This is a genomic window from Streptomyces vinaceus, from assembly GCF_008704935.1.
In the GTDB taxonomy this organism is placed as follows: Bacteria; Actinomycetota; Actinomycetes; order Streptomycetales; family Streptomycetaceae; genus Streptomyces; species Streptomyces vinaceus.
In genome coordinates this window covers 6,394,538-6,409,526 of record NZ_CP023692.1, presented here as the reverse complement: position 1 = coordinate 6,409,526, position 14,989 = coordinate 6,394,538, and the positions used below count along the sequence as shown (strand labels likewise).

Here is a 14,989-nt window from a genome sequence, read left to right as displayed (position 1 = left end):
TCAGAGGTCGGCGGCCTGCACGGCGGTGATCTCCGCGATCACGGCCTGCTCCACCGCCTGCGCGAGAGCACGCACGGTGGGGGCGTCGAACAGGGCGCGGACCCCCAGGTCCACGCCGAAGGCATGGCGGACGCGCGAGACGATCTGCATGGCGCGCAGGGAGTCGCCGCCCAGGTCGAGGAAGGAGTCGTCGATCCCGATCCGCCGGCGTTCCAGGACCTCCGCCCAGATCCTTTGGATGACCTCCTGCTGGGGGTTCTGCGGGGGGACGAGCTCGACGTCCGCGTCGGGCAGTTCGTCCGGTCGGGGCAGGGCGGCCCGGTCCACTTTGCCGTTGTTGTTGAGGGGAAGCGCGGGGATCCGCACCATCGTGCCGGGCAGCATGTACGAGGGGAGCCGCTGTGCGAGGAACTCCCGCAGGGCGGCGCGGCCGGGCGGTGTGCGGCCCCGTCCCACCACGAAGTACGCAGTCAACTGCCAGGTTCCCTCGGCTGATTGCCGGGGGACGGTCACTGCTTCCCGGATGTCCGGGTGCGCGGCAAGGGCAGCATCGACCTCGGACGGCTCGACCCGGTGCCCGCGGATCTTCACCTGGCCGTCGATCCGCCCAATGAATTCCAGCCGGCCGGTGGCGGCGTCGAACCGGACCAAGTCGCCGGTGCGGTACATGCGGCTGCCCGGCGGGCCGTACGGGTCCGGCAGGAATCTCTCCGCCGTCAGGTCGGGACGGCCCAGGTATCCCCGGCTGACTCCGGTGCCCGCGATGTGCAGCTCGCCTGACTCGCCGTCCGGCACGGGGTCGAGGTGCTCGTCCAGGACATGGCCGCGCACGCCGGGAAGGAGCCGACCCAGGGGCGGACTGTCGGGCCACTCGTCCAGGCTCCCGGTCAGGGTGCAGGCGGTGGCCTGGTGGGTCTCGGAGGGGCCGTACTGGTTCTCCAGGATCGTGCCCCCCAGCATTGCGATGAACCGCCGGACGTCCTCGGTCAGGCGCAGCGGCTCGCCCGCGGCGACGATCTCGGTCAGCGCCAGCCGGCTGGTGAGGGCCGGCTCCTGCACCCCTGTGCGGGCCAGCTGCCGCAGGTAGGCCGGCGACAGGTAGACGCGCTGGACCCGCTCCCGGGCCATCAGTTCCAAGAGCGCCAACGGGTCCTGCCGGTGTTCCTCGCCGACGAGGACCAGCGAGCCACCGCTGAGCAGCGCCCCGAAGATCTCCTGGAGGGATACGTCGAAGCCCAGGGAGGTGAACTGCAGGAACACCTGCGGCCCGGCCAGCCGGCTGACGGCCCAGTCGGCGACGTTCGCGATCGAGGCCGAGGTCAGGCCGATTCCCTTGGGGCGTCCGGTGGATCCGGACGTGAAGATGACGCAGCGCAGGGCCTGTTCGGGAAGGAGCCGCTCGGGCCGGGTCGGCGGGTGCCCGGCGAGTTCCGGGTCCAGATCCTCGTACGGGAGCACGGGGAGCGGGGCTCCGCGGAAGGCGTCGGCCAGCGCCCGCTCGGTGAGCAGGAGGAGGGCGCCGGAGGCTTCCAGGCTCTCCGCGAGCCGCGCGGCGGGGTGACCCGGGTCGAGCGGCTGGAACGCAGCACCGGTCTTGAGGGCCGCGAGCATGGAGACGAACGCCTCCGCGCGGCGGCTCATGCAGATGCCCACGACCGTCTCCGGACCGGCACCCCGGCTCCTCAAGGCATGGGCGAGCCGGTTGGCCTTGGCATCCAACTCGCCGTAGCGCAGGCGTATCTGCCCGGCCAGGATCGCGAGGCTCCCGGGGTCGCGCCGGGCCTGTGCTTCGAAACGCTCGATGATGTCCAAGGCGGCTCCTCGTCGCGGTGCGGCAGTAGTCCCCAAGTCCTGCGACCGCGCCCTACACGATCGCCTCTCCCCGCTCTCACCGCGGGTCGTTCGCCTTCAGCATCAGCAGAGCGGCGACCCGGATTCAACGCCAACTGAACGTAGTCACCCGCACTTTCCTCGATTGAACGAAGTGCTCCCGATCTTGTGGGCGGGTCCTTGCCGGTACGGCGGAAGAGTGTTGATGATCCGAAGACGACGGCCGCCGGCCCGCCCCGGGCGGGCGCCGGCAGCCCCCCAGGTCGAAGGGTGACGCCATGTTCAAGGTCGTGGTCAACCACGAGGAGCAGCACTCCATATGGCCCCGGGATCGCGAGGTCCCGCCCGGCTGGTCCGAGGTCGGGGTGGCCGGCAGCAAGGACGAGTGCCTGGCGTACATACGCACCGCCTGGCCCGACATCACTCCGCTGAGCGTCCGCCGGGCTCTGTCCGGGTCGTGACGCGCGGACCACGGGTGCCGTTCCGGCCCGGGGCCGCCGTATCCAGTCCACAGGGACCCTGTCCCGGTCTACGTTCGGAGAGGCAATGACCGTCGAGCACCCACCGCAACTCTCCGCCGCCCAGGCCGAACTGCTGGCCCGCCGCCTGCGCGGCGGGAGCGATGGAGGCGCGGGTGAAGAGGCCGCCCTTACCCGGCAGGACCGCGGCGAGCGGCCGACGCTGTCGTTCGCGCAGCAGCGGCTCTGGTTCCTGGAGCAGATGCATCCGGGCTCGATCGCCTACATCACGGCCGACACCGTCTATCGCGTCCGCGGGCCGCTCGACGTACCGGCCCTGGAGAGGGCACTGCGGTCGGTGGCCGAGCGCCACACCACGCTCCGCTCCCATTTCGCCGACGATGCCGGGCAGCCGTACGTCGTGGTCTGCGAGGCCGACCGCACCGTTCTGCGTACGGTCGACCTGGCCGGTCGCGCCGATCCGCACGCCGCCGTTGCCGAGTACCTCGCGGAGGAGTTGCAGACCCCGTTCGACCTTGCCGCCGGGCCCCTGCTGCGCACGACCCTGCTGCGCCTGGCCGAGGACGACCACGTCCTGGCCGCCGTCGTCCACCACATCGCCTTCGACGGCTGGTCGATCGGGGTGTTCGAACGCGACCTGGCCACGGCGTACCGGGCCGCACTGGCAGGCGGCGAACCGGGCTGGGCCCCCCTGCCCGTCGACTACACCGACTACGCGGCCTGGCAGCACGCCGCGGTGACGGGCCGCCGCACGGAGCAGCTGCTGGAGCACTGGCGCAGGACCCTGCAGGGCGCGCCGACCACGCTCCAGTTGCCGACGGACCGGCCGCGCCCGGCCGTCCCCGGGTACCAGGGTGCCGTGGTCTCATTCCGTGTGGACGCGGAGGCGGCCGACGGTCTGCGCGCCCTGTCCCGCGCGCAGGGGGCCACGCCGTTCATGACCACGCTGGCCGTGTTCCAGGCCCTGCTGTCACGCCACACGAACAGCACCGACTTCCTCGTCGGCTGCCCGGCGTCGGGGCGGATCCGGCCGGAGGTCGAGGATCTGGTCGGCTTCTTCGTGAACACCCTGCCCGTCCGCGCGGACCTCGCCGGCGACCCGACCGTGCGGGAGGTGGTCGACCGGGTGCGGTCGGTCACCCTGGACGCGTTCGCCCACCAGGACCTGCCGTTCCAGCGCCTCATCGAGGAACTCGCCCCACCGCGGGAGACCAGCCTCAACCCACTGGTCCAGGTGTGGTTCGACGTGTCCGGCCCCGCTGTCGGGCTCGAACTCGACGGCGCCGAGGTGGAGACTGTGCCGCACCGCCGGCCTTCGACGAACTTCGACCTCACGCTGCACCTCACGGAGGCCGGATCGGGCCCGCTGACGGGCGAACTCGTCTACGCCACCGATCTCTTCGACGAGGCCACCGCCCGGTCGCTGGCCGAGCAGTACGTTCACCTGCTGGAGCAGGCCGCCCGTCACCCGGACGATTCGCTGGCGGATCTGCCTGCGGCCGACACCGGAGTGCTGGCCGAGCGGCTCGACGCCTGGAACGACACCGCCAGGCCCGTTCCCGACGGTACGGTCACGGACGCCTTCGAACGCCAGGTCGGCCGCACTCCCGAGGCCATCGCACTGGTCGAGGGCGACCGGCGCCTGACGTACCGGGAACTCAACACCCGGTCCAACCGGCTCGCCCACGCACTGCGCGAGCGCGGCGTCGGCCCGGAACGGACCGTCGGACTGCTCCTGCCCAGGGGCACGGACTTCGTGGTGGCGCTGCTCGCCGTACTCAAGGCGGGCGGCGGTTATCTGCCCCTCGACCCGGCCTACCCGGAAGACCGGCTGGCCTACATCCTCGGCGATGCCGGGGCCGACCTCGTCGTCACCGACAGCCGGCTCGCCGGCCTGCTACCGAAGGACACTCCGGCCGTGCTGCTGCAGGCGGACGGCCTCGGGGCGCACCCGTCGGCCGACCCCGAGCCCTTGGCGACCGGCGACAACCTCTGCTACGTGATCTACACCTCGGGCTCCACCGGCCGCCCGAAGGGCGTGGCGATGGCCCATGCGCCCCTGCTGAACCTGATCCAGTGGCAGGTGGACCGGACCACTGTGACCGGGCCCACCCTGCAATTCTCGTCCCTGCATTTCGACGCCTCCTTCCAGGAGCTGTTCACCACCTTCCTCACCGGCGGCTCACTCGTGCTGATCGGGGAAGAGGAGCGCCGTGACCCCCGCCGGGTGCTGGCCGCCATCCGCACCCACGACGTCCGGCGGCTGTTCTGCCCGCCGATGGTGCTGGAGCAGCTCGCCGTGCAGGACGCCGCCGAAGCTACGGCGCCCCTGCCGCTCCGAGAGATCGTCACCGCGGGCGAACGGCTCGCTCTCGGCAAGGAGGTCCGCTCCTTCCTGGCCCGCATGCCGGGCATCGCCTTGGAAAACCAGTGCGGCCCCACCGAGACGCACGCGGTCGTCGCCCACCTGATGACCGGTCCACCGCAGGAGTGGCCCACGCGTCCGCCGATCGGCCGCCCGATCGCCAACACCCGTATCCACGTGCTGGACGCGCGCATGCGGGCGGTGCCGGTCGGCATGCCCGGCGAGCTGTACGTCACCCGGCCCTGGCTCGCGCGGGGTTACGTCGGCCGGCCGGACCTCACCGCCGAGCGGTTCCTCCCCTCCCCGTACGCAACGGAACCCGGGCAGCTGATGTACCGGACCGGCGACCTGGTCCGGTGGCGTGCGGAAGGCACCGTGGAATTCCTGGGCCGGGCCGACGACCAGGTGAAGATCCGCGGCTACCGTGTCGAGCCGGCCGAAGTAGAGGCTCGGCTGCGGGACATCCCCGAGGTCGCCGAGGCCGCGGTACTCCCGGTCGAGGTGGCTCCCGGGGACCGGCGACTGGTCGCCTACCTCACCCCGGAGGGCGGATCCGTGCCCGGAGCTGCCCAGTTGCGGGCACTGCTGGCGCAGTCGCTCCCGGACTACCTGATCCCCTCACACTTCGTACCCGTCTTCCGGCTCCCGCTCACGGCGACGGGCAAGCTCGACCGCCACGCCCTGCTGCGCGTGGAGCTGCCCGAGCCGGACACGGGCCCCGAGGCCGGCTCCCGGCCCCCGCGCGGCCCCCGCGAGGAGATCCTCGCGGGACTGTTCGCCGAGGTCCTGGCGCTGCCGACGGTCGGTGCCGAGGACGACTTCTTCGCCCTGGGCGGACACTCGCTGCTGGCGACCCGTCTCATCGCCCGGATCCGCACCGCCTTCGGGGTCGAGCTTCCGATCCGCGACCTGTTCAGGACGCCGACCGTGGCCGGCCTCGTGGATCTGTTGGAGGCGTCCCGGCCCTCCCGGCCGGCGCTCGTCCCCGCCCCGCGGCCACCCGTTCTGCCGCTCTCCGCCGCCCAGCGCCGGATCTGGTTCCTGAGCAGGGCCAGACAGAGCACCGACTACAACTCGCCCTTCGCACTGCGGCTCCGCGGGAGGCTCGACCAGGAAGGGCTGGAGGCCGCACTCGCAGAAGTGGTCACCCGGCACGAGGCGCTGCGGACCGTCTTCCCCGACGACGGTGGCGACCCTTGCCAGCGGATCCTTCCCGCCGACTCCGTACCGCGGCTACTGGAACGCGTCGAGTGCCCGCCGGACGGGCTCGACCGGATCCTCTCCGATGTCGCAGGCCGGGAGTTCGACCTGGCCTCCGAGCCCCCGCTGCGCGCGGTCCTGGTGCGGACGGCCTCCTTCGAGCACGTCCTGATCCTGGTCGTCCACCACGTCGCGACCGACGGCTGGTCGCTCGGTGTGCTCCTGCGGGACCTCTTCGCCGCCTACGACGCGCACGTGACAGGTGTGGCACACGGCCTTCCACCCCTGCCCGTGCAGTACGCGGACTTCACGCAGTGGCAGCTGGCCCTGCTGGCCGAGGAGGCCGATCCGGCCTCCGCGGCCGGCCGACAGCTCGCCTTCTGGCGGGAACGGCTGGCCGGCCTGCCGACCGAGCTGGAGCTTCCCTACGACCGTCCGCGGCCCGGTACGGCGGACAACTCCGGGGGCACCGTTCCTCTGGTGCTGGACGCCGCATTGCACGGCCGGTTGCTGCGGCTGGCCCGCGCCCACGGCTGTACGCTCCTGATGGTGCTGCAGGCCGCCCTTGCCGCACTGCTGTCCCGGCTGGGTGCCGGCACCGACATCCCGATCGGGGTGCCCGCGGCGGGCCGTGGCGACGAGGCACTCGACGATCTGGTCGGCGTCTTCGTGAACACCCTCGTGCTGCGCACCGACGTCTCCGGGGACCCGACTTTCGTCGAACTGCTGGCCCGTGTACGGGAATGGGACCTGGCCGCGTACGAACACGCCGACCTGCCGTTCGAGCGGGTGGTCGAGGCGGTCAACCCAGACCGCTCGCTGGCCCGGCACCCGCTGTTCCAGGTGGTCCTCCAGCTCGACCGGAGCGTGACCGACGGACTGGCACCGGCCGGCCTGGAGGCGAGCGAGGAGCCAGTGCCGTTCGAGGTGTCCAAGTTCGATCTCCGGGTCGCCCTGGCCGACGGAGGCGGCACCGCCGGGGAGCCGACGGGACTGCACGGCGTACTGGAGTACGCCGAGGCTCTGTTCGACCAGGCCACTGCCGAGGAACTGGCCGCCCGGCTGCACCGCCTGCTCGTCGGGCTGGCAGCCGACCCGGACCGACGCATCGGCTCCGTGGAGCTGCTGACGGCCGAGGAGCGCCGGCGGATCCTCGTCGACTGGAACGACACGGCCGCGGACGTACCGACGCGCACCGTGCCGGAACTGTTCGAACGATGTGCACGCGAGACGCCGGACGCACCCGCTGTGCGCGACGGCGAGTGCGTCCTCTCATACGGCGAGCTGAACGCACGCGCCAACCGCTTCGCCCGGCATCTGGCCGGCCTGGGCATCGGGCCCGGGCGGCTCGTCGCCGTGGCACTGCCACGCACTCCGGAGCTGGTGGCGGTGCTGCTGGGGGTGCTCAAGGCCGGCGCAGGCTACCTGCCGCTGGACCCGGGCCAGCCGCCGGAGCGCCTGGGGCGCATCATCGGGTCGGCAGCGCCCGCGCTGACGGTGACCACGACCGCACTCGCGGACAGCCTCCCCGTTACCGCCCGGCTGCTGCTGGACGAGCCCGACGCCTCGGCCGCGGTCGGTCGGCATGCCGGGGGGGACCTCGGGCCGAGCGAGCGCACCGCGGAGCCCACGCCTGCGGACACCGCGTACGTCATCTACACCTCCGGCTCGACCGGCGAGCCCAAGGGCGTAGTGATCGAGCACCGCTCCCTCAGCCTGTACCTGGCCTGGGCCCGGCATGCCTACCCGGCGATGGCCGGGAGGGCGCTGGTCCATTCACCCGTAGCCTTCGACCTCACCGTCACCGGGCTCTGGGGGCCGCTGACCTGCGGCGGCTCATTGGAGCTCGTCACGCTCGACGACGCCGAACCGGGCACGGTGGAGCAGCCGACCTTCGTCAAGGCGACCCCCTCGCACCTCGGACTGTTCCGCATCCTGCCCGAGTCGTACGCCCCCACGGGGCAACTCGTGCTCGGTGGGGAGCTGTTGCTGGGCGCGGCACTGGACGAATGGCGCGCCCTCCATCCCGGGGTGACCGTCGTGAACGAGTACGGTCCGACCGAGACGACGGTGGGCTGCGCGGAGTACCGGATCGAGCCCGGCGAAGCCGTCCCTGCGGGCGGCGTGACCATCGGCCGCCCCATCTGGAACACCCAGTGGTACGTGCTGGACGAGGCGCTGTCCCCGGTGCCGGCCGGTGTGGTGGGCGAGCTGTTCATCGGCGGCGGCCTGCTCGCTCGCGGCTACCTGAACCAGCCCGATCTGACCGCCGCGCGGTTCCTGCCCGACCCCTACGGTGCGCCCGGGGCCCGGATGTACCGCACCGGGGACCTCGTGCGGTGGCGCCACGACGGGCAGGCAGAGTTCGTCGGGCGGGTGGACGACCAGGTCAAGGTGCGCGGCTTCCGGGTGGAGCTGGGCGAGGTGGAGGCGGTCCTCTCGACCCTGCCCGGGGTGGCGGCCGCGGCCGTGACCGTCGTCGGCGGGGACCGGCTGGTGGCCCACCTGGTCCCGGACGGGCCGGAGGGCCTCGACAGCGAGGCGGTCCGGGCGGCTGCGGCGGGCCTGCTGCCCTCGTACATGCAGCCCTCGGTGTACGCCCCCATCGACCGCCTGCCGCTCACGAAGAACGGGAAGCTGGACCGGGGACGGCTGCCCGTGCCCGAGGTGCGGTCGGCCGGCGCGGGCCGGGCCCCGGACACCGCTCTTGAGAAGTCGCTCTGCGCCTTGTTCGCGGAGGTGCTCGATCTGCCGCACGTGGACGTGGACGACGGCTTCTTCACGCTGGGCGGGCAGTCGCTGCGCGCCGCCCGGCTGGTCGCGCTGATCCGCCGAACGCTCGGCCTCCGGGCCGGCATCCAGGACCTGTTCGCCGCGCCCTCGGTGGCTGCGCTGGCCGCCCGTCTCGAAGCGGGCGGGCGACAGGACTCCGTGACGCCGCTCCTGACGTTGCGGACCGGCCGCTCCCGGGACCGGGCACCGCTGTTCTGCGTGCACCCCGGAGCCGGTATCGGCTGGGTGTACACGGGGCTGCTCGACCCGATCGATCCCGACCAGCCGGTGCACGCACTGCAGGCACCGACGCTGCGGCCGCAAGCGGCACCGCCCGCGAGCGTCGCAGAGCTGGCCTGCGACTACGTGCGGCAGGTCCGCGAGATCCAGCCGTCCGGTCCGTACCGGCTGCTCGGCTGGTCCTTCGGCGCCCTGGTCGCCCACGCGATGGCCGTCCGGCTCCAGGAAGAGGGCGAGGATGTCGACCTGCTCGCCCTGCTCGACGGATATCCCCCCGAGGCGGACGCCGCACCGTCCGCAGCAGACGGCGTACCCGACCCGCTGGCCGAACTCCTCAGATCGCTGGGCCGGCCGAGCGACGGCCTGTCCGACGGGCGGCTGACGGTGGCGGACTTCGTCCGGCTGACGGGCCGGGAGGACGGACCGCTCGCCGGCCTGGACGAGGAGACCATCGCCGCCATGGCCCGTACGTTCACCCACCACTCGGCCCTCGGACGTGCCCACCGGCCCGGGGTGTTCAAGGGGGATGCCCTGTTCTTCCAAGCAGCCGCCGATCCCGACTCAGGGGATCCGCAGGCCTGGCGTCGATTCGTCACCGGGGAGCTGGAGGTCCATCGGGTGGACTGTGTGCACGGCGCCATGATGCACCGGCGCCCCGCGGAGCGGATCGGCGCCGCGATCGCAGCCGTTCTGCGCCGGCCGCGGGTCTGACGACTACCGTTTTCCGGCTATTGCGGAGGAGAGGAAGCATGTCCAAAACAGCACAGGCCGCGCCCGCCGAGGCCGTCCGGGCCATCCCGGCGAAGGCGGCCGCGGAGATCGCCGATGTCAGCCTGCGGCTCGTGTCGGAGGCAGACCGGATCGACGACGCGGCGTGGGTCGCCGCCGCCCGGTCCGCGTGGGCGGAGCTGCCGGCCGTGTACCGCCGTGAGATCGGCTCGTTCCGCCGGCACTCCGGGCCGAGCGGCGCCGTCGTGGTGCGCGGACTCCCCGTGGACGAGCAGTCCCTGCCGGCCACCCCGATGGCGGGCGGCTCGGTTCAGCGGGCGCCCACCGCCGCGGCCGCGCTCCTGGTGATGACGGCGTGCGGACTGGGCGACCCCGCCGCGTTTCTGGCGGAGAAGTCCGGCGCGTTGGTGCAGGACGTCGTGCCCGTGCCCGGCCAGGAGTACTTCCAGGGCAACGCCGGCTCGGTGGACCTGATGATGCACAACGAGAACGCCTTCCACGAGCACCGCCCGGACTTCGTGATGCTGCTGTGCCTGCGGCCGGACCACGAGGGGGTCGCCGGCCTGTCCACCGCCTCGATCCGCGAAGCCCTGCCGAAGCTTTCGGACCGGGCCGTCGACTGCCTGTGGCAGCCCGAGTTCAGCACGCAGCCGCCGCCGTCCTTCGGTTCGCCCGAAGACGGGCCGGTCCGCCACGCCGTGCTGACGGGGACCCCCGAAGACCCCGACATCCAGGTGGATTTCGCAGCCACCACCGGACTGACCCCGGCTGCCCGGGAGGCCCTGGCCGAGCTGTCGGACGGCCTGGTGGCCGTGGCCCGTACCGTCCGGCTGCGCGCCGGTGACCTGGCGATCGTGGACAACCGGGTCTGCCTGCACGGGCGTACCGCCTTCCGCCCGCGATACGACGGCCGGGACCGCTGGGTCCAGCGCACCTTCGCCATGGCCGACCTGCGCCGCTCGCGCGCCTTCCGCACGGACGACGGATACGTCCTCGTCCGCTGAGCCCCGTTCGTGGAAAGAGAAGCCATGGAACTCTCCCCGCCCCCACCCACCTCGCCCGGCCTGCCGGGCCTCGACGAACTCCTGGCCGCGCTGCGGGCGGAGGCCGACGACGACAGCGGCGGCCGCCCCAGTGACGCCGTGCTGGACGCGCTGCGCCGCAGCAGTGTGCTGAGCCTGCCCGTCCCGACCGAGTACGCGGGTCTCGGAGCGGACTGGCGGGACGTCAATGCTGTGATCACCGCCCTGTCCCAGGTCGACGCCTCGGTGGGGATCATCGTCTTCCTGCACTACGCGGCCGTCAGCCGGATCGCCGCCTACGGCTCGGAGGAGCAGCGCAAGAAGCTGCTCACGTCCGTCTCCCACGACGGCAGGATCTTCGCTTCGTCCTGGAGCGAGCCGGGGGCGGACGCCGCGAAGCAGAACATCGCAACCTCCGCAGAGCGGCGGCCCGACGGGGGCTGGGAGCTGAACGGCGCCAAGACGTTCACCACTGGCGCGGGGGTGGCGGACCTCTACCTGGTCCTGGCCCGCACCGGTGGGGAGGACCAGGCAAGCGGTAGCTACGGCCGTACCGACCAAGGCATCTTCGTGGTCGACAGCACCCGGCCCGGATTCACCGCGGACGGGGTGCTGGACCTGTCCGGCATGCGCCGCTCGGCAACGGGGCTCATCCGGTTGGACGGGTACCTCGCCGAGGAGGGCGACGTCTTGATCCGCTCCGGCGACACCCCCGCGGTCATCGGTCACCCCCACACGCTGGGGCTCACTCTGGGAGCGGTCGCGCTGGGCGTCGCCGAAGCGGCCCGCGGCATCGCGATCGAGCTCGGACGCCGGCGTTCGATGCTGGACAGCCCGATCTACCGGCACCACGTCTTCGAGCTGGATTCACGCCTGGCTGCCGTGCGCGGGGTGGTGGAGGCGGCCACCGCCGCCCCCGCCGACCGCAGCGCTGCGGCGCTGACGGCCAAGGTATTCGCCTCCGAGACGGCCGAGGCGATCTGCCGGGGCGCGCAGGAACTGGCCGGCAGCACGGCGTTCTCCCGCGGCCACGCGCTCAATCGACTCGCGCAGGACGCGCGCGCCGTCACCCTGATGGGCCCCCCGAACTACCTGTGCCGCGAGATGGTCACGGCCCGGCTGGGCACGCTGTGACCGGCGCGGGGCAGGGCGGAGTCCGGATCGGCGCCGTCGTGCTTCCGGAGCACCCCTGGCCAGAGGCCCGGGAGATCTGGCGGGAGTTGGAGGACCTGGGGCTGGACCACGCATGGTGTTTCGACCACCACTCCTGGCGCACCCTGCGCGACGGTCCGTGGTACGACGCCCTGGGCGTGCTGTCCGCCGTCGCCGCGGTGACCGGGCGGATCCGGCTGGGGACGATGGTGTCGACCCCGAACTTCCGGCATCCGGCCGTGGTCGCCAAGCAGGTGATGACCATCGACGAGCTCTCGGCGGGCCGCTTCGTGTTCGGACTCGGTGCCGGCGCGCCGGGGGGTGACGAGAGCCTGCTCGGTACAGAGCCCCTGACGCCGCGCCGACGTGCGGACCGCTTCGCCGAGTTCGTCGATCTCTCGGACGACCTGCTGCGCCATCGGTCCACCACCCGCCGCGGCGAGTACTTCAGTGCCGTCGAGGCCCGGATGGTACCGGGGTGCGTCCAGCAGCCGCGGGTACCGTTCGCCATCGCGGCCGCGGGGCCGCGCGGGATGCGGCTGGCCGCCCGGCACGGCCAGTGGTGGGTGACCATAGGCGATGCCGGACGTCCCGGCGAGCAATCGGAGGAGGAGGCCTGGCGGGTGCTGGCCCGGCAGGTGGTATCGCTCGCGGAGGCCTGTGAGGAGACGGGGCGGCCATTCTCGGACATCGGGCGTCTCGTGAACGTCAGCCGTGTGGTGAATTCGCCGTACTCTTCTCCCGAGCGTTTCGTGGATGTCGTGGGGAGATGCCGTGAAATCGGTTTCACGGATGTGGTGATGAACCATCCGCGTTCCGATGGGGTGTTCCGCGGAAATCGGCCAAGTTTCCTCCGCGCAGCCTCCTCCGCTTTGAGCGCCTTCGCACCCTGACCGAACGTGGGCGGGGCCGGCCGCGCTCCGCCCCCCCGCCCACGTCAGCCACCGAGGCGGCTGATTCAGCAACTGCGCTTTACCACGGCGAGGTTGTGAGGGATGGCATCACGCCGCACAAAGCTCCAATCCCAACCCCAGAGTGTCCTGAACCTCACTATCGAGCCCAATCTCCGTTGATCTTCACCGACCGGCCCGCCTAGGGTGCATGTCGTTGTAGCAACCAATAGGTTGCTGGCCAGCATTCGCGCCGGATTCGTCTGCCCACCAGGCGACAATTCGGCCGGGGAGGCGCGATCCATGTATATCGAGGTACTAGGCCCGCTGTTTGTCGGACATACCGAATGCGCCCCGGACTGTGGACCCAGTGCGCCCAAGCCGCGTCAGTTGCTCGCGCTCCTGGCGCTCAATGCCAACCAGTTCATCACCACTGCGACATGCATCGACGAGCTGTGGGCCGCACACCCTCCGCGCAGCGCCGTCACCACGCTGCGCACCTACGTCATGCAGATCCGGCGGGCCCTTCACTCCACCGATGCCGAACGAGGGCCGTCGGACGACGTCCTGCGCACACGGCAACACGGCTACCAGCTGTCCCTCGGCAGGGGCTGTCTCGACCTGTTCCGTTTCACCGACCAGGTCGAGGAAGGAAAGCGTGCGCTGCTGCGCGGGGACTGCCACCGGGGAGCGCAGACGCTTCGCGGGGCCCTCGCGCTGTGGAAGGACTCACCCGTCGTCGACGTGCAGGCCGGCCCGTACATCACGGCCCACCGGGCCCGGCTGCAGGAGAGCCGACTCAACTGTCTCGAACTGCGGATCGAGGCCGAACTCCAGCTGGGTCTGCACCACGAGGTGATCAGCGAGCTGACCGGCCTGGCGGCCGAGTTCCCCACCCATGAGAACCTCCACGCCCAACTGATGCTGGCACTGGTCCGGTCGGGGCGGCAGGCCGAGGCACTGGCGGTATACCGGGAGCTGTGCGCCGTGCTCACCGGGGAACTGGCCATCGAACCTTCACGGCGGTTGCAGCAGCTGCACCGCGCGATCCTGCTCGCGGACCCCGCACTCGACCCGCCCGCCTCGCCCTCGACCGGGCTACGGCAGACACTCGACGTGGTCGGCTGCCGTACGGCCTGATGCCGGGCGCTGCGGCGACGGACGGCCGGCGGCGACGGACGGCCGCCTGAGCAGCCGGTAGGCGTGGGCTGCCGAAACCAATGTGACGTGGTGGTGCCAGCCCCGGAACGACCGCCCCTCGAAGTGACGCAGGCCCGACAGCTCACTGAGCCGCTGCAGGTCCCGGCCGGCTCGGGAGCTCAACGCCAACAGCTCCAGCAGGTCGGGGGACCGGGCCCCCTCGGCATTGGTGACCCACGCCGACTCCACGCTCCCCGGCTCGGTGCCCCACCTCACCACAACCTTCCGGGTGCGCTGCGCCAGCCCGATGCCCTGCCCGGCGCCTGCGCCACTCCCACCGGAAGCGGGTATCAGGAGGGTGCTGTACCGGAAGCCCGGTCCTGGTCCGCCGCGCGCTTCCCGGACCGTCCCACGGGCCTGCGCGGTCCGTGCCAGCCGGTCCCCCAGGGTGATGGTCTCACCCGAGGCGAGCCGCTCCACCGGCGTGGAGCCGTCCACCCGAACCGCGTAGGGCAGCCCACGGGTCTCCAGGCCCCGGATCAGTGCCACGGCCGACGGGCTGCCGCTGGCGTCCACGACGACGGGCTGCGGCCTCGCCCGCCAGCCGGTGGTCAACTCGTCCAGCGCATCGAACAGGTGGTGCCACCGTGAGGAGTGGCGCTCCTCATCGGGTACCCGGCTGCGAGCCCTGCGCTCCTCGTCGGCGTCCCAGGAAAGCGGCAGCAGCAGACGCCAGTTGACTGGTGCGGTGCCTCGCGGACCGACCGCCAGGACCACGAGGCCCAGCTGGCAGTTGAGCACCCGCCCGAGCGTCTGGGAGTACTGCTGGTCGACCCCGACCGAGTTGCGTCCGCTCTTCGGCAGCACCACCTCCTCCACCACCCACGCCCGGGGCTGGAGGGCGACACCCACCAGCTGGGCGATGCGCTCGCGCACTGGCTGCCAGTCCCAGGAACTCTGGTTGACGAACTGCTGGAGGCTCTGGTCGGCGCGCCGTCCCAGCAGCCTCTCCGAGATCCGCCGCACCGACTTCCGCCCGGGCACCTCCACCAGTCCCCGCACGTACACCTCACCCCAGCGGCGCTGGGCGACCCGGGGCATCGAAGCGAACAGAGAGGCACAGAACACGGACAGGTCATCGCTCGGAGTCAGCATTTGTCCAGCCTGCGC

At 71.9% G+C, this 14,989-nt stretch carries 8 protein-coding genes; 6 read left to right on the top strand and 2 right to left on the bottom strand.

Translation table 11 applies throughout. The features are described from left to right. A complete protein-coding gene (locus CP980_RS28915) occupies positions 1-1,812 on the bottom strand; it encodes a non-ribosomal peptide synthetase (RefSeq protein ID WP_167535893.1) in 1,812 nt (603 codons plus the stop codon). A gap of 296 nt (positions 1,813-2,108) precedes the next feature. On the opposite strand from CP980_RS28915, the gene CP980_RS28910 reads away from it, so the two are divergent. From CP980_RS28910 to CP980_RS28885, 6 genes are all read left to right on the top strand, one after another. Then, positions 2,109-2,291, top strand: coding sequence for an MbtH family protein (locus tag CP980_RS28910; protein ID WP_132758786.1), 183 nt, complete (start codon positions 2,109-2,111; stop codon positions 2,289-2,291). 85 nt (positions 2,292-2,376) lie between these two features. Continuing rightward, complete coding sequence (locus CP980_RS28905; protein WP_150529389.1) at positions 2,377-9,597, top strand: amino acid adenylation domain-containing protein; 7,221 nt, start codon at positions 2,377-2,379, stop codon at positions 9,595-9,597. Positions 9,598-9,635: 38 nt separating this feature from the next. Then, a complete protein-coding gene (locus CP980_RS28900; protein WP_132758784.1) occupies positions 9,636-10,619 on the top strand; it encodes a clavaminate synthase family protein in 984 nt (327 codons plus the stop codon). A gap of 24 nt (positions 10,620-10,643) precedes the next feature. Continuing rightward, entirely contained in the window at positions 10,644-11,771 is a 1,128-nt protein-coding gene (locus CP980_RS28895) for an acyl-CoA dehydrogenase family protein (RefSeq protein WP_132758783.1), read from the top strand. Beyond that, entirely contained in the window at positions 11,768-12,682 is a 915-nt protein-coding gene (locus tag CP980_RS28890; RefSeq protein WP_167535892.1) for an LLM class flavin-dependent oxidoreductase, read from the top strand. The genes CP980_RS28895 and CP980_RS28890 overlap by 4 nt, the downstream gene beginning before the upstream one ends. Before the next feature lie 300 nt (positions 12,683-12,982). After that, positions 12,983-13,819, top strand: coding sequence for an AfsR/SARP family transcriptional regulator (locus CP980_RS28885; protein WP_150529387.1), 837 nt, complete (start codon positions 12,983-12,985; stop codon positions 13,817-13,819). Here the strand turns inward: CP980_RS28885 and CP980_RS28880 are convergent. Beyond that, entirely contained in the window at positions 13,778-14,974 is a 1,197-nt protein-coding gene (locus tag CP980_RS28880) for an IS701 family transposase (protein WP_132758780.1), read from the bottom strand. The genes CP980_RS28885 and CP980_RS28880 overlap by 42 nt on opposite strands. Between the last annotated feature and the right edge of the window lie 15 nt (positions 14,975-14,989).